Source organism: Pseudomonas sp. S3_E10 (genome assembly GCF_054667615.1).
Genome location: NZ_CP162743.1, coordinates 5374778 through 5390972, shown reverse-complemented (window position 1 = coordinate 5390972; position 16195 = coordinate 5374778). Strand labels below are relative to the sequence as shown.

The window sequence follows — 16195 nt, the reverse complement described above, 5'->3', positions numbered from 1 at the left end:
CTTTGTAAGATAACGGCTACAAAAATCTCACAAAGTTTTCACACGCTGTTCTCGATACTCCCGCCCCCAAGGGCCATCCCACGCAGGATGGCCTCTGTTGCGTGCACACCTGCGCGTCAACTGACAAATTATCGGGTTGGAGCGCTGGATGGCGATGTTCGAACGCAGCACCACGTCTGCGAAAGGCTTTGATTGGGCCGGTCTTGGCTGGCTATTCCTGTTTTTCTGGTATTTCTCGGGTATCACCCAACTGCTGATCCAGCTCAGCGGCACTTCCGGCTTCAGTGGCTTTCGCCAAGCCTTCTTCATGAGCGCACTTTGGCTCGCCCCCATGTTGCTGTTCCCGCGCCGCACGCGCTTGCTCGCGGCACTGATCGGCGTAGTCCTGTGGGCCTGCTCAATGGCCAGCCTGGGTTATTTCTTCATCTACCAGCAGGAATTTTCGCAAAGCGTCATTTTCATCATGTTCGAGTCGAACATCTCTGAAGCCGGTGAATACGCCACCCAGTACTTCGCCTGGTGGATCGTATTGGCCTTTATTGCCCACACCGCCATGGCGATTTTCCTGTGGACCCGCCTGCGCCCGGTGTACTTGCCCCGTGGCCAGGCCATGCTGGCAGCGGCGGCAATCGTGCTCGCGGTGGTCGGTTACCCGCTGGTCAAGCAGATCGCCACCAACGACAACCTGGAACACGCCATCGACGGTTTCGAAACCCGTATCGAGCCCGCCGTGCCTTGGCAGATGATCGTTGCGTATCGCCGCTACACCGAGCAACTGGACAACATGCAGGGCATGCTCGACAGCGCCAGCCAGATCCCGCCTTTGACTGGTTTTAAAGACAGCATGGCAGACCAGCCTTCGACCCTGGTGTTGGTGATCGGCGAGTCCACCAATCGCCAGCGCATGAGCCTCTACGGTTACCCGCGCAACACCACGCCGGAACTGGACAAACTGCGCGACCAACTGGCGGTGTTCGACAACGTCATCACCCCGCGCCCCTACACCATCGAAGCGCTGCAACAGGTACTGACGTTCGCCGACGAGGAGAACCCGGACCTGTACCTCAAAACGCCGTCGATTGTCAGCGTAATGAAGCAGGCCGGCTACAAGACGTACTGGATCACCAACCAGCAGACCATGACCAAGCGCAACACCATGCTCACCACGTTCTCCGAACAAGCCGATGAGCAGGTGTACCTGAACAACAACCGCAACCAGAACGCCCGCCAATACGATGGCGACGTGCTCGCACCGTTTGCCAAGGCCCTGGCCGATCCGGCTGAGCGCAAGTTCATCGTGGTGCATCTGCTGGGCACCCACATGAGCTACCAGTACCGCTACCCGCCGACCTTCGACACGTTCACCGACCGCCAAGGCGTACCGGCCGGGATCAGCGACGATCAACTGCCGGTCTACAACAGCTACGACAATGCGGTGCTATACAACGACTTCGTGGTGTCAAGCCTGATCAAGGACTACGCCAAGACTGACCCCAACGGTTTTCTTCTGTACCTGTCGGACCACGGCGAAGACGTATTCGACTCGGCCGGTCATACCACGCTGGGCCGTAACGAAGGCAAACCGACGGCACCGATGTACACCATTCCGTTCATGGCCTATGCCTCGCCCAAATGGCGCGAAAGCCACAGTTGGAATTTTGCCGGCGACCTGCAGCGCCCCTACAGCAGCTCGCAACTGATACACACCTGGGCCGACCTGGCCGGGCTGAGTTTCAACGAACTGGACCGTAGCAAAAGCCTGGTAAGTGACAGCTTCAAGCCACGCCCGCTGCTGATCGGCGACCCTTACCAGCGTCAGCAGAAAGCCTTGATTGATTTCAGCCTGATCAAGCCGAAAAAGCCCAATCCGACTGATGTGGTGCTCCAGGAAAAACCCGCTCCGTAACACAAAGATAACAATCATTCTCGTTTAAGCCTAAAGTTCCACCACTCCTTTCGTCTTTGAACCATGGCCTTTCCCTACCGGGAAGGCCGCAAAGACGACAAGGAGTCTCCCGCGATGTTCGTGCCTTCCACCCGTACCATGCGCTTCACACTTGGCCTCTTCAGCGTAGCCCTGAGCCCGGTTCTGCTGGCTGAAGCCACCACCAAAGCCCTTGAACTCGATGCCACCAGCATCACCGCCGAAGGGTTGGGCGCCACCACCGAGCACACCGGGGCATACACCACCGGCTCGATGAGCACCGCCACGCGCTTGAACCTGTCCGTCAAGGAAACCCCACAATCGATCTCGGTGATCACTCGCCAGCAGATGGATGATTTCAACCTCAATACCCTGACCGACGTGCTGCGCCAGACCACCGGCGTGACCGTGCAACATATGGATTCGGACCGCGCGGGTTATTCCGCCCGAGGTTATTCAATCAATAACTTCCAGGTCGACGGCATGCTCAATACGTTCGGGCGCATGAAGTCCGACTCCGACACCATTATTTACGACCGTATCGAGGTGGTGCGTGGGGCCACGGGCTTGACCACCGGCGCGGGCGATCCATCCGCCACGGTCAACATGATCCGCAAACGCCCCACCTCACAGTGGCAGGCCAAGGCCGGCGTCAGCGGCGCCAGCCATGACAATTACTACAGCTACCTGGATGTGGGCGGCCCCCTGGCCTTTGACGGACGCCTGCGCGGGCGCACGGTGTTCGCCTACCGCGACAGCCAGTCCTACCGCGACAATTACGCACAACAACGCGAGGTGGGTTACGGCATTCTTGAAGCCGACATGACGGACGATACCGTGGTGGCCGTCGGCTTCGATTACCAGAACAAGCACGTCCAGGGCTCCTCCTGGGGCACGCTACCGTACTGGAACAGTGACGGCAGCAAGGCTCGGCTATCGCGCTCGGCGAACCTGGCGACAACGTGGAGTTCCTGGCCGCTGAAAGACCAAACCACCTTCGCCTCGATTGACCACAAACTCACCGCGAACTGGCGCCTCAAAGCGGCCTATACCCACCGACAAAGCGACAGCGACGGCAAGGTGTATTACGGCGGCTCGGGGTTTCCAAACGCGGACGGCAGCGGCATGACCGCCTGGACCAGCCAGATGGTCGGCACCTCTAAAATGGATGCGCTCGATTTCAACCTTGCCGGCGCCTATTCATTGTTGGGGCGCGAGCACGAGTTAATGGTGGGTTATGGTGAGTCCGCGCAACGGGACTCGTCGCCCTTCCAGCGTTTTTCGACGCCGGCAGGCTATGAAACAATTCAAGACTGGAAACACATGGGCGGCATCGGCAAATTTGCCGATCGCACCACCGGCCTCAAGGGCGAACACAGCAGCAAAAAACAGAAGGCAGGCTACCTGGCCACACGCCTGAGCCTTACAGACAAACTGCACGCGGTGCTGGGCAGCCGATATGGCAGTTGGGAGATCCAAAGCACTTCCCCGGACTACAACCTCGCAAACCAACTGACCTCCTCCAGCAAAACCAGCCAGACCCACAATGATATGTGGACCCCTTATGCGGGTGTGCTCTACGACCTGACGCCCGAATACACGGTGTACGCCAGCTACACCGACATCTTCAACCCGCAGGACGAACGCGACGCCGGCAAGAAATACCTGGAACCGGTGGTGGGCAGCAATTACGAAATAGGCCTTAAGGGCAGCCTGCTGAACGAGCGCTTGAACCTGGCCACCGCGTTTTTCTGGAGCACCCAGGATAACGTGGCGGAACTCGACAACACCGCCCCGCCGGATCCCAAAACCGGCGAGCAGTTCTATAAAACCGGCGGCAAGGGCAACAAGGTGCAGGGTTTTGAAATGGAGATATCCGGCGAGGTCATGCCGGACTGGAACCTCACGGCGGGTTACACCTATACCCATTCACTCAACGGCGAGAAGCAACGCAACAACACCAACTTGCCCCTGAATATGCTGAAGGCCTCGACCACCTATCGCCTGCCGGGTACATGGCGCGGGTTGACGGTGGGTGGCGGCGTGAATTGGCAGAGCGATTTCTTTGAATTTGCCCAACGCCCTACCGGTGGGCGAGACGCCGACGGCAATCTGAACACGCAATCGACAAAGATCACTCAACAGGCTTATACGGTGGTCAACCTGATGTCCCGCTACCAATTCGACGAGCATCTTTCCACTTCGCTGACTATTAATAATCTACTGGATAAAAAATATTACGAGCGTGTCGGTTTTTATAACGGCGTTTATTGGGGAGCACCGCGCACCCTCACGCTCGCGTTGGACTGGACACTGTAAACACGCTCGGCACCGCTAACAAAATAGTTAACGTCGGGTCATCCCGGGGTTAACTCCCACTTAATAAGATAGCCCCATAGTCGCGCCATGAATCTGATCACGACGTGACCGGATACCTATCACTCTTAATGGGAACATTGCTATGAAACTGTCGACCTTGATGCTTGCCAGCCTGATCACCCTGACCTCTGCCGCAGCGTTTGCCGAGGGCGGCTCGGAGCGTTCCAAGGCGTTCTATAACGACTTCGCCTTCGTCCAGCAAGAACTTCATGGCACCGCCGAACAAACGGCATCCGCCGACGGCAAAACACTGAAGAGCGACACCGCTGATCAGGCACAACCGAAAAGTTAATTTAATACTTAGTTAATCCGCACTCCCCTTTGCCATTCCGCTCCTTTGGCATCGGTACCTCTGGGCGCCATTAAGTGGCGCCCTTTTTTTGCCGGTTATTTATAAAAGCGATTTATTCCAGAACAACATACGCCCGTACGCCGGATCAAATCTTGAATCATCAAAACCAAACTTTTTGTACGCAGACTGAGCCACAGCGTTACCTTCAAGTACTTCCAGAGTGATCTTGCAGCAGCCGCGCTGGCGAGCAATCTCTTCGACTTTCTGCAACATCTTCTGGCTCAAGCCCAGGCCACGAAACTCATCCATTACCGCCACATCGTGGATATTGACCAACGGCCGACAGGCGAACGTGGAAAACCCTTCGAAGCAATTCACCAGCCCCGCCGGCTCACCACCCACAAACGCCAGGACACTGAAGGCATGGGGGCGCTTGGCCAGTTCGCCGGGCAGTTGCGCCAATAAATCAGCGGGCAGGCTATGGCCACCGCCCATCGGGTCTTCAGCGTAGTTATTGAGCACGCGGCCAATCGCCTCGGCATGCACAGGGTTGGTGTAGCTGGCTTGCAGCACCAGGATATCTGGGGTTTCCATTGCCTTCCTCGATCACAACAAGGGAATCGTCTCCCTTTGGGGCCTCGATTGTAAGCGCGGAGTCGGCAGCGGATGAAGGAGATTAACTACAAATGTCGGCCCGAAAGCACGAAAGATACGCCGATAAAAACGCGCCGGCTGCACACGCCCGGTGTTTTTCGCACAGCACTCAGCCGAAACGCTGTAGCTGCATTTCCTGCAAGCGGCTCAGGGTGCGTCGGAAAGGAAACGCCAGGTAGCCCTCGGTATAGAGGCGCTCCAACGGTACCCGCGCTTCGATAAACAAGGGCACCTTGCGGTCGTAGCACTCATCCACCAGGGCAATGAACCGGCGCACACTGTCATCGTGCACCGACAATTGCGGCAATTCGCGGTCGCCCGCCGCTACACGCTGAACGCCATCTTCGGTACCACGGGCAATTCGGCCCGGGCGCTGTTGCGCACTCAGGTCGGGCACTTCACCCAGCAAAATCGCCTTGAAGCGATCACACAGCAGCATAAAGTCCATCGCCGCCAAGGGCTGCTCGCACAGGTCGGCATAGCGGCACCACAGCACGCTGTCACTGGCGTGCACGGCAGTGATGCAACGATGGCCGACGACCACCGGCCCGCTGCCGCCCCCCTGCCCTGCGGCCAATTGCTTGAATACGCCGGCCAGCGCGTCAGGCTGATTCACCCAATAGCGCTGCAGGCCGATGCCTGGATGCAACCGGTGGTCTTCAGCTCCATCCACCGCCACCACCTGCATGTGCCGCGTGATCGCCGCGATACCCGGCAAAAACCGCTCACGGTTGAAACCTCCGGCGTACAGCTGGTCCGGCGGCTGGTTGGACGTGCAGACCATCACCACGCCTTGCGCGAACATCTCCTGGAACAGGCGACCAAGGATGATCGCGTCGCCAATGTCATTGACGAACAATTCGTCAAAACACAGCACACGCACAGCCTGGCTCAGTTCACGCGCCAGGGCCTGCAACGGGTCGGGGGTACCGGTCAGTTGGAACGAGCGCTGATGCACCCACGCCATGAAGTGGTGGAAGTGTTGACGACGCGCGGGTACCCGCAGGCTTTGGTAGAACTGGTCCATCAACCAGGTTTTGCCGCGCCCCACCGGCCCCCACAGGTAAACGCCGGTGATCGGCGCATGACCTTGATGCAGGGCCTGATGACAGCTTTGCAGGGCGTCCACCGCCCGGCGCTGGGCAGCGTCGGCGACGAAGCCCTGTTGGGCGATGGCGTGTTGATAGGCGGCGAGGGGCGAGTCGAAAGTCATGCCCGCGATTATGACCTACAGCGAGATATCCAGCCGTGAAATCTTGCCCTGCTCGTTGAGACGGAAGGTGTAGCGCAGCTCCAAAGGGCTGCCGGGGAAATTGCCGGAGACCACGTTGCTGACCAACACCTTGCCGGTGCGATGCTGCACTTTGAGCACCTCCACCCGGGGCTGGTAGCGCCGCGCGGTGTCTTCCATCCAGCGCGCAATGGCGGCGGTTCCGACCTGGTGCTGGCCTTCATCGAACACATTGGCGTCGTCGGCGAAACACTGGGCGACGGCCGAGGTGTCATGGGTATTGGTCGCCACGAGATAGGCCGCGATGGCGGGGGCCAATTCGGGAAGGGACATGGCACAACTCCTTGTTGGTGATTTATAGCGCCATGCTATGCCAAGGGTGTGTCAGTTTTTGTCAGGAGTGAACGGCGCGGATTCGTTCTGCTCCATCAGCTTGCGCCAGGCTCGCAACCAGTCGCTACGCCGCCCCGGATAACGCTCGCCCTGAACCTGCGCACTCGCCACACGGTCGGTGCGAAAGGTGCGATAAGCGCCGCGCAACTCACACCACGCCACGATCACCCGCACTTCATTGAGAAAGCCCAGGGCCAGCGGCCAGATCAGTCGCTGGCTCTGGGTCTGGCTGGCGTCCGCATAATCGATATGCAGCTTGGCCTGAGTGCGAATGGCCTCGCGAAACACATTGAGCGGCACGCGGTTTTCCGGGTAACCAAACCCCGGCGGGCCGGGCAACAGCGTCGGGTTGCGCAAGGCCTCCTGGGCGGCGGGGTCAAGTACATCGGCAATCTTGGCCAACGCGTTGGCAGCCGCGCGACTGAGCACCTCGTCCCCACGTTGGTCCACATAACGCAAGCCCAGCACCACGGCTTCGGTTTCCTCGGCATTGAGCATCAGCGGCGGTAAAAACAGGCCATTGCGCAACACATAACCCACGCCGGCCTCCCCGAAGATAGGCGCTCCCAGGGCGGTCAACTCGGCGATATCGCGGTACAGCGTACGTTCGGACACCTCCAACTGCGCCGCCAGCGCGGCGGCGGTGACAGGACGTTTCTTACCCCGCAGGGCCTGCAGCAAGGTCAGTAAGCGAGCGGTACGCGACACGTTGATCCCACCGAAAAAGCCAAAAGTGCCGCAGCTTAGCAGAGCGCCCTGACAGAAAGTGTCAGCAGCAAGGTAGGCCTTTCGGTTAAAGAACAAAACGGCCTGTCATGACCGTTTTTTCAATGGCTACGCTCATGCAAGCATGGGTATCTACGTATCTCAGGTGCCAGGTTGAGCCTGTGGCGAGGGCACTTGCTCCCGTGACGAGTTGACTGGCGCCCCGGTACTGACCTGATGCACCGCTCCCACATTTGAACCGCTTACTTGTCTTGCAACTTGATCGCCTGCCCGGCCGTCACGCGAGCAAGCGCCCTCACCACAAGTTCAAGTGCATTTACCCATGCTTACGCAAGGCTCTTGCTGACCACTTCGAACACATCACTCGACAGCTCGCCCGAAGCACGAATGCGCTCCAACTCGGCCTTCATCAGCGCCTGGCGCGCGCTGTCGTATTTGCGCCAGCGGGTCAGTGGCGCCAATTGGCGCGATGCGATCTGCGGATTGAAGCCGTTCAGTTGGATAACCAGGTCGGCCAGGAAGCGATAGCCCGAACCATCGGCCGCATGGAAGTTGATCAGGTTCTGCCCGGCAAACGCGCCGATCAATGCGCGCACTTTGTTCGGGTTCTTGAGGGTGAACGCCGGGTGCTCCATCAACGCCTGCACCCGCGCCAAGCCGCCCGGCAGGGTGCTGGCGGCCTGCACGCTGAACCATTGGTCCATGACCAGCGGGTTGTCCTTAAAGTTCTCGGCGAATACCGCCAGTGCCTTGGCCTTTTCCGCTTCGAACGGCGAGTTCACCAACACCGCCAGCGCGGTCAGGCGTTCGGTCATGTTGTCGCTGGTGTCGAACTGGTCCAGGGTGGCCGCCAACACTTCAGGCTTGCCGCTGAGCATCAGGTACGACAGCGCGATGTTCTGCAACGCGCGCCGGGCAAAGTGTTCGGCCGCTGCGACATAAGGCGTCTGCTTGGACAGTTCACGATTGGCTTGATAACGCAGCCACAGCGCTTCGAACAGGTGCTCTGCCAGTTGCTGGCGGGCAAACTCGCGGGCGGCGTGGATGGCGTCGACATCCGCCACTTCGCTGATTTCCGTCAGGTAGGCTTCGCCGGGCAACGACAGCATTTCCGCGACCATCGCCTGATCCAGGCGCTCATCGCTCAACACCGTGCACAGCGCGTCGATCAAGCGTTGGTCAAGCTTCAGCGGCTGGCCGGCCTGATGCTGGCCAATCAACTCCTGCAACACCTGCACCGCCAGTTGCTGGCCGGCATCCCAGCGGTTGAAGCCATCGCTGTCGTGCTGCATCAGGAACATCAGTTGATCGCGGCTGTACGCAAAGCTCAGTTTCACAGGTGCCGAGAAACCGCGCAGCAGCGAAGGCAGCGGCTGTTCAGCGATATCGACAAAGGTGAAGGTCTGCTCGGCTTCGGTCACCGAAAGCACCCGCGAGGTGCCAGCGGCGGCGGCTTCACCGGCCAGGCGCAAGGCAATGCCCGCGCCCTTCCCGTCCAGCAGGCCCAATTCCACCGGGATCACGAACGGCAGTTTTTCCACCTTGTCCGGGGTTGCCGGGCAGCTCTGGCGGAAGGTCAGGCTGTAGGTCTTGGCCACGGCGTCGTAGGACTCGCTCACCGCCAAGCGTGGGGTGCCGGCCTGGCTGTACCAGCGCTTGAACTGGCTCAGGTCAGCGCCGTTGGCATCTTCCATGGCCTTGATGAAATCGTCGCAGGTCACGGCCTGGCCGTCGTGGCGCTCGAAGTACAGGTCGCTGCCTTTACGGAAGCCTTCGGCACCGAGCAAGGTGTGGATCATGCCGACCACTTCCGAGCCCTTTTCGTACACGGTGAGGGTGTAGAAGTTGGAGATTTCGATAAAGCTGTCCGGGCGCACGGCGTGGGCCATGGGGCCGGCGTCTTCGGCGAACTGGTGGGTACGCAGGTACGCCACATCCTGGATGCGCTTGACCGTCGCTGAGTTCATATCGGCCGAGAAGCCCGAATCACGGAACACGGTAAAGCCTTCCTTGAGCGACAGCTGGAACCAGTCGCGGCAGGTCACGCGGTTGCCCGACCAGTTATGGAAGTATTCGTGGGCAACAATCGCCTCGACGCGCTGGTGCGCGGCATCGGTGGCGGTTTCGGCGCGGGCCAGCACGGCGCTGGAGTTGAAGATATTGAGGCCCTTGTTCTCCATGGCGCCCATGTTGAAGTCATTGACCGCGACGATCATGAAGATGTCGAGGTCGTACTCGCGGCCGTAGGTTTCTTCGTCCCAGCGCATGGATTTTTTCAGGCTGGTCATGGCGTGCTGGCACTTGTCGATGTTTTCCGGCTCGACGTAGATGCGCAGCGCCACCTCACGATTGGTCATGGTGGTGAAGCTGTCTTCGACGCACCACAGGTCACCGGCGACCAGCGCGAACAGGTAGGCCGGCTTCTTGAACGGGTCTTCCCAGGTCGCCCAGTGGCGGCCGTCTTCGCCGGGGCCGCTGGCGATCGGGTTGCCGTTGGACAGCAGCACCGGATAGCGGTGCTGTTCGGCGATCACCGTGGTGGTGAAGGTGCTCATCACGTCCGGGCGGTCGAGGTAATAGGTGATCTTGCGAAAGCCTTCGGCCTCGCACTGGGTGCAGAACATGCTGCCGGACTTGTACAGGCCTTCCAGTGCGGTGTTGCTTTCCGGGTGGATCTTGACCGTGGTGTCGAGGGTAAACGTGGCGCTTTTTGGGTGCACGGTCAGGTGGCTGTCGGTCAACTGATAGTCAGCGTCGGTCAATTCCAGATCGGCCAAATTGACGCTCAACAGCTCCAGTTGCTGACCGTCCAGCACCAGCGGCGGCAAACCGGCGCCGCGCTCGGGGTTACGGCGCATCACCAACTGCGCGTGGACCAGGCTGTGGTCCTCGAACAACTCGAAGGTCAGGTGCGTCTCGTCGATCAGGTAGTCCGGCGCCTGATAGTCCTTCAGGTAAATCATCTTCGGTTGTTCGGTGCGCATGGGTGGCATCCTTTTACTGATGCACGGCGAGCTGGTAGGCCGTGTACTTACGAATATTGATTACGCCGGTGTCGAAGATCAGGTATTGGCCCTTGATCCCCAGCAGCGTGCCTTCGGCAATCGGGTTCTTGTCCAGGTTGAAGCTGACGATCTTGGCCGGATACTGCTCCACCGGGTAGCGGATTTCCAGCGGCTCGATGTCGGTAACCGGTTGGATGGCCTGCAGGCCAAAGCGTTCCTGCAATTGCAACAGGCCATCGGCACAGGACGCGAACAGTTCATCGCGCACCTGTTTGAGGTCCACCGTCGCGGCATCGCCCTTGAGCAGTGCGCGCCAGTTGGTCTTGTCGGCCACCTGGCTGCGCAGCACGTCTTCGACGAAGCCCGATTGCTGGCGCGTGGCCACACGCATGATCGGCAACGCCTGGCTCGCGCCCTGGTCCAGCCAGCGCGTGGGCAACTGGGTGGCGCGGGTGATACCGACTTTGATGCCTGACGAGTTGGCCAGGTACACCACGTGGTCGGTCATGCAAAATTGCTCGCCCCAGCCTGGATCGCGGCAGGTGCCAGCGTCGTAATGGCAACGCTCGGGGCTCATGATGCATAGGTCGCACTGGGCCAGCTTGGTCATGCACGGGTAGCAATAACCCTGGCTGAAGCTGGTCTTGGTCTTGCGGCCGCAATGGCTGCAATGGATGGCACCGAGGTACTCCAGGCGTATATGGGTACCGATCAGCGGGTTGACCGGCACCTCGGTATCGCCCAGACGAAACGCGTATTGAACGGTCGGCTCACCGAGTTGCGCCGACATTTTGCTGACTGCACCGCGACCAATCTCAATCAATGGATCGCATCCGACTTGAACAGGATGTTCGGCACGGTGGTCGATTTGGACTGGCACTCCTGCGGGCCCATGTAGCCGGTGCGCTGGTCTTCCGGCAGGTTCTGGATTTCCCAGGCGATCACCGCTTGCAGCGACAGCTCGCGCTGTTCGGCGGTGAGCTTGCGCCCATCGGACCACTTGCCGATTTCCACGGCGAGCTTGAGGCTCTCATAGATGTCGGGCGTGATGTTTTCGATCATTTCAGCAAAAGAGGACATGCGGCTCTTCCTTATCAAATAGACGACTTGCGACGGTTGTACACACCGCCGAGCAAACCGGTCAGGCAACCGATAGCCAAGCCGCCCACATGGGCCGCGTTGGCGATTTCACCGAAGCCGATCATCGAGACCAGCCCCGACAGGCACAGCACCAGCCACACCAGCATCATCACCAGCACCCCACGGGGCAGGCGGTAAGCCGGGTTGGGCGACAACCATTGAAAAATCCAGCAATGCCCGAGCAGGCCATACAACACGCCGGACAAACCGCCGAACAGGCCAGGGCCGCCATAGGCGTATTGAGCGTAGTTGGAGACCAGACTGAACAACAGCGTCAGGCCCAGCAGGTTGATACCACCCTGGCGACTTTCGATGCGCCGGCCCAATTCCCAGTACCACATGCCGTTCATGGCCAGGTGCAGGATGCCGAAGTGGATCAGCATCGGCGTGACCAACCGCCACCACTGCCCCGACGCCAACATGTCGGCGAACGGCGTGAACTGGATGTACTCCCCCATCACCCGGAATGGCAGGAACGTCAGCCAGGCCATGGCTTGCAGGTTCTCGCCGAGCAGGGTCACCGCGCCGACGATAAGGCTGGCCAGCAGCACCAGCGCCGTCACCGGGCTGTGCCGCACCTGTTGGGCAAAGCCGGGTCGAGTCGACGGCGCCTGTTCGGGAATGTCCAATTGCCGGTCCGGATCACCGGCGGGAAACCGCTGGTACAACACGCGCACGTCATCGCTGATGCTCTCGGGCACCCACAACACTTGTTCCCCCGCCTCCTCACTGACGCGGTGGGGCACTTGCATGCGTTGCAGCAGGCTGACGAAACCACCCAGGTCAACGCTCAGGGGCAAGCGCAATACAGCCACGGTGCTCATTTAATGACCTCAGGCCGCTCAACGTCGACCCATACGAATTTACGCGGGTCCAGGCGGGTTTCCTGGTCCAGTCGATACGCCACCAGCTTGCCGTACAGCACCGCGCTGTAATCCAGGCAGGCCAGGTTCGGGCGGATCGGCGCCGGTGTGCCGCTGCGCCAGTAGTGGCCGACGAACAACAAGGGCTCGTCGACGCCGTAGCGCAGCAGGGAATTTTTTTGCGTCGATGACAACGGCGTACGCGCCACCGGCTCCGGCAATGCATCGGGCTGGAACACAATGTCGCCGTAGGTTTTCGGGTCGTCTTCCCAGAACTTGGTGCGAAAAAACGAACGCGTCAGGCCATCGCCGCCGGTGAGTGTGAGCCCATCGGGCAGGCGCATATCCGTGCCGCGCAGCAGGCGGTCGAATGCGTTACAGGCAAAACTGCCCGGCACGGCGGCGGCTTGCAGGAAGTGCTGGTCGATGCAGCCATCCGGGAAGGTCGCGCGCAGCGGCTGGATGAAGCCCTCATCCCAGCACGCGTGCACCACGCGAAAACGCCCGGCGTCGACAAACAGCGGCATGTCGTAGAACCAGCCAAGGAAGTCATGCCAGTCAGTCGGGTGGTGCTCGAACTGCGTCAGGGTCTCGTGGATCAACCGTTCATGCCGCGGCGTGTGCTCACGCACGAACTGGCGGCCGCTGCCGGGCGGTGCGGGTGTGACCCAGCCCAGGGCGTTGAACTCGTGGTTACCCATGATGCACAGCGCCTGGCCGGCTTCGGCCATGTCATGCACGATGTGCAGCGCCTCGCGGATGCGCGGGCCACGGTCGATGATATCGCCGAGGAACACCGCCATGCGCGACGGATGGCGCCAGGTGCCGCCCTGCTTGTGATAACCCATCTGGTCGAGCAGGTGCTCAAGGGTATGGGCGCATCCGTGCACGTCACCAATCAGGTCGTAGCTACGCGCGGGATCGAGCATCAGTCGCCTCCACCCCCAAGCGGCTGCCCCAGCCAAGCTTGGTGCGGCACACTTCGTAGTAGTTGTGATCCAGTGGGTGGATCAACCGCAGTTTCTGCGCTTTTTTGCTCACGGTGATGGTGTCACCGGGGGCGCAGGTGAAATGGTTTTGCCCGTCGCAGGAGACTTGCGGGTAGATTTGCATGTCTTTGGACACCACGATTTTCAGCTCACTGTTGCCGTCGACCACAATTGGCCGGCTGGACAACATATGGGGATACATCGGCACAATCACAATGGCATCGAGCTTGGGATGCATGATCGGGCCACCGGCCGACAGCGCATAGGCAGTCGACCCGGTGGGCGTGGCGACGATCAGGCCATCGGCCTTCTGGCTGCACACGAACTGGCCGTCGATATACAGCTCGAACTCGATCATGCGCGTGGATTTACCGGGGTGCAGCACCACGTCATTGAGCGCATCGCCCTGGCCGATGGCTTCACCATGACGGCGCACTTCGGCCTGCAACAGGAAGCGGTTTTCCACCAGGTAATGGCCGTCAAGCACCTTGGCCACTTCCACTTCCAGCTCATCGGGGCGGATATCGGTCAGAAACCCCAGGCTACCCCGGTTGATCCCCAGCACCGGCACGTTATGCCGCGCCAACGCCCGCGCCGCGCCGAGCAGGCTGCCGTCACCGCCCACCACGATGACCATGTCACAGACTTCACCGAGCATCTTGCGCGACGAGGTTTGCAGGCCGTGGCCGGGGAGAATCTCGGCGATGGTGTCTTCGAGGATCACATGCAGGTGGCGTTCCAGCAGGAATTTTTTCAGCCGGCGGACGGTGTCCAGCACCTGGGTACTGCCCAGGCGACCGATAATGCCGATATTGCGAAATTGCTCCATGGGGCTCCTGCGGGATGTGGGGTGTGGCAAAAAAGAAACGATTATGGGCGAAAGGCCGCTTGAGGCAAAATCCTTTGTCGCCGTGAAGCCTTGATGACAATGGTTCTCAGGGGTTCTGCGGCCTCCGCTCCCGGCTTGAAAGGCTATGCTCGGACCATGACTCTATTCCCCGATCTGCACACCTTGCCCCGCCAATTGCGCCACCCCGAAGTGCGCGACCTGGCGTGGGTGATGCTCGCCCCGCCGATGCTCGCGCACACGCCCTGGCCGCAGCGCCACCCGCTGGCCGGCAGCGACTGGGTGCAGGCGCCCGACCGGCTCGAGCACTGGCTGCGACAATTGGACCAGGACAGCCGCGCCTTGCAGCAGTGGCTGAGCCTGTCACGCACGCGCCGCCTGGGCCTGTATTACGAGCGTTTGTGGCAGTTCGCGGTGCAGCATGCGCCGGGTGTGGAGTTGCTGGCCGCCAACCTGCCGATCCGCCGCGCCGGGCACACCCTGGGCGAGTTGGACATGCTGCTGCGGGACCGTGATGGCGTGCACCACCTGGAACTGGCGATCAAACTCTACCTCGGGCCGCAGAACGGCGACGGCCTGGACACCGCCCAGTGGCTGGGCCCCGGCTGCCATGACCGGCTCGACCGTAAACTGGCGCACCTGGCGCAGCACCAACTGCCGATTTCGGCCCGCCCGGAGAGCCGCGAAGTGCTGGCGGCGCTGGATATCCAGCAGTTCGATGCGCACTTGTGGCTGGGCGGGTATTTGCTCTACCCCTGGCCGGGCCTTGCCACCTCGCCTCACGGCGCCCACCCGCAGCATTTGCGCGGGCGCTGGTTGCATCAACGGGACTGGAAGGCCTTTGTCAGTGCCAGCCCGCCCGGGCGCTGGCAACCCCTGCCCCGGCATGCATGGCTGGCGCCGGCGCATTACCTGGCGGATGAGGTGTGGAGCGAAGAGCGCATGCAGGCATGGCTGACCGATCTCGACCCGATGGCACCCGCGCAGTTGCTGGTACGGATGGTGCGCACCGGCGAGGATTGGCAGGAAGCGGAGCGCTTGTTCCTGGTAGCGGATCTTTGGCCGAATGTGCCGGGGGCGGGCTGATGGTCTTGCAGTGCTTGCCCCGATGGCGGCGGTACAGGCACTACATCTCATCGATATGCCGATAATCCAACTGCAACCCCGCCGCCAACGCCTGGGCCCGCCCCAACCTGATCGGCCCACGCTCGATATCCACCAGCACCCCCGCACACGCCAGCGACGGCAACCCGCTGATGTCCTTGAGTCGCCCGTCGGTAATCACCAACAGCTGTTGCTGCTCGGTGGGATAGCGCTTGCGCCGCGCCGCCAACCACTGCTGCGCCTCGCTCAACGCCGCCAGCAACGGCGTACCGCCGCCGGCACCCAGCTGATCCAGCCAGCCGGTCAAGCTTTTCGCGGCTTTGAGCCCCTGCACCTGCCATTTCGGCGACGGCCCGCTGGCCGTCAGCAACGCCATGCGCGCGCGTTGGCGGTAGGCATCATCAAACAGTTGGGCCAACAAGCCCTTGGCATCGGTCAATGCGCGGTGCCGGCGAGTCGAGGCCGACGCATCGACAATCACCAGCCACAACGCCTGGGCCGAACGACTGCGCAGGTGAAACAACAGGTCTTCACGGGCCTGCGGCCGACCGCCAAGCAAGGTGCCTGGCCAGTTGACCGCCCCCTCTTGTGCGCTGCGGGCCTTGCCCTGCCTGCCAGCATTCAAGCGCCCCGCCTTGGGACGGGCAT

General features: G+C 60.9%; 15 protein-coding genes. 4 read left to right on the top strand and 11 right to left on the bottom strand.

Annotation, left to right across the window (positions count from 1 at the left end; translation table 11 throughout):
• Nucleotides 1-148: 148 nt before the first annotated feature.
• The 3 genes from AB4N98_RS24805 to AB4N98_RS24795 all read left to right on the top strand — a co-directional run bounded on the left by AB4N98_RS24805 (nucleotide 149) and on the right by AB4N98_RS24795 (nucleotide 4595).
• A complete protein-coding gene (locus tag AB4N98_RS24805; protein WP_017528536.1) occupies nucleotides 149-1906 on the top strand; it encodes a phosphoethanolamine transferase CptA in 1758 nt (585 codons plus the stop codon).
• 114 nt (nucleotides 1907-2020) lie between these two features.
• Entirely contained in the window at nucleotides 2021-4243 is a 2223-nt protein-coding gene (locus AB4N98_RS24800; protein WP_017528537.1) for a TonB-dependent siderophore receptor, read from the top strand.
• A gap of 142 nt (nucleotides 4244-4385) precedes the next feature.
• Entirely contained in the window at nucleotides 4386-4595 is a 210-nt protein-coding gene (locus AB4N98_RS24795) for a hypothetical protein (RefSeq protein WP_116078537.1), read from the top strand.
• Nucleotides 4596-4694: 99 nt separating this feature from the next.
• On the opposite strand, the gene AB4N98_RS24790 is transcribed toward AB4N98_RS24795, so the two are convergent.
• The 10 genes from AB4N98_RS24790 to AB4N98_RS24745 form a co-directional block, all read right to left on the bottom strand.
• Nucleotides 4695-5189: a GNAT family N-acetyltransferase gene (locus AB4N98_RS24790; protein WP_017528539.1), complete on the bottom strand. Its 495-nt coding sequence runs from the start codon at nucleotides 5187-5189 to the stop codon at nucleotides 4695-4697.
• A gap of 169 nt (nucleotides 5190-5358) precedes the next feature.
• On the bottom strand, nucleotides 5359-6462 hold the full coding sequence (gene zapE, locus AB4N98_RS24785; protein WP_116078535.1) for a cell division protein ZapE: 1104 nt from the start codon (nucleotides 6460-6462) through the stop codon (nucleotides 5359-5361).
• A gap of 15 nt (nucleotides 6463-6477) precedes the next feature.
• Complete coding sequence (locus tag AB4N98_RS24780; RefSeq protein WP_017528541.1) at nucleotides 6478-6813, bottom strand: nuclear transport factor 2 family protein; 336 nt, start codon at nucleotides 6811-6813, stop codon at nucleotides 6478-6480.
• A 51-nt stretch (nucleotides 6814-6864) separates the two neighbouring features.
• Nucleotides 6865-7581: a helix-turn-helix transcriptional regulator gene (locus AB4N98_RS24775; protein ID WP_026067310.1), complete on the bottom strand. Its 717-nt coding sequence runs from the start codon at nucleotides 7579-7581 to the stop codon at nucleotides 6865-6867.
• Between the two features lie 344 nt (nucleotides 7582-7925).
• Entirely contained in the window at nucleotides 7926-10583 is a 2658-nt protein-coding gene (pepN, locus tag AB4N98_RS24770; protein WP_460148966.1) for an aminopeptidase N, read from the bottom strand.
• A gap of 13 nt (nucleotides 10584-10596) precedes the next feature.
• Nucleotides 10597-11427, bottom strand: coding sequence for a DUF2797 domain-containing protein (locus AB4N98_RS24765; protein WP_017528544.1), 831 nt, complete (start codon nucleotides 11425-11427; stop codon nucleotides 10597-10599).
• Nucleotides 11424-11684 (bottom strand): YeaC family protein, encoded by a 261-nt coding sequence (locus AB4N98_RS24760; RefSeq protein ID WP_017528545.1) that lies wholly within the window; start codon nucleotides 11682-11684, stop codon nucleotides 11424-11426. The genes AB4N98_RS24765 and AB4N98_RS24760 overlap by 4 nt, the downstream gene beginning before the upstream one ends.
• 14 nt (nucleotides 11685-11698) lie before the next feature.
• Nucleotides 11699-12568 carry a rhomboid family intramembrane serine protease gene (locus AB4N98_RS24755; RefSeq protein ID WP_068936621.1) on the bottom strand — a complete coding sequence of 290 codons (870 nt, stop codon included), beginning with the start codon at nucleotides 12566-12568 and terminating at the stop codon, nucleotides 11699-11701.
• Nucleotides 12565-13539, bottom strand: a complete 975-nt coding sequence (locus AB4N98_RS24750) for a metallophosphoesterase (RefSeq protein ID WP_161979896.1) — start codon at nucleotides 13537-13539, stop codon at nucleotides 12565-12567. Before AB4N98_RS24750 ends, AB4N98_RS24755 begins: the two co-directional genes overlap by 4 nt.
• On the bottom strand, nucleotides 13517-14425 hold the full coding sequence (locus tag AB4N98_RS24745; RefSeq protein ID WP_016972754.1) for an NAD(+) kinase: 909 nt from the start codon (nucleotides 14423-14425) through the stop codon (nucleotides 13517-13519). Before AB4N98_RS24745 ends, AB4N98_RS24750 begins: the two co-directional genes overlap by 23 nt.
• Nucleotides 14426-14581: 156 nt before the next feature.
• Between AB4N98_RS24745 and AB4N98_RS24740 the strand changes: the two genes are divergently transcribed.
• A complete protein-coding gene (locus AB4N98_RS24740) occupies nucleotides 14582-15529 on the top strand; it encodes a DUF1853 family protein (protein WP_065878879.1) in 948 nt (315 codons plus the stop codon).
• A gap of 40 nt (nucleotides 15530-15569) precedes the next feature.
• On the opposite strand, the gene AB4N98_RS24735 is transcribed toward AB4N98_RS24740, so the two are convergent.
• Complete coding sequence (locus tag AB4N98_RS24735) at nucleotides 15570-16172, bottom strand: vWA domain-containing protein (protein WP_068936623.1); 603 nt, start codon at nucleotides 16170-16172, stop codon at nucleotides 15570-15572.
• Between the last annotated feature and the right edge of the window lie 23 nt (nucleotides 16173-16195).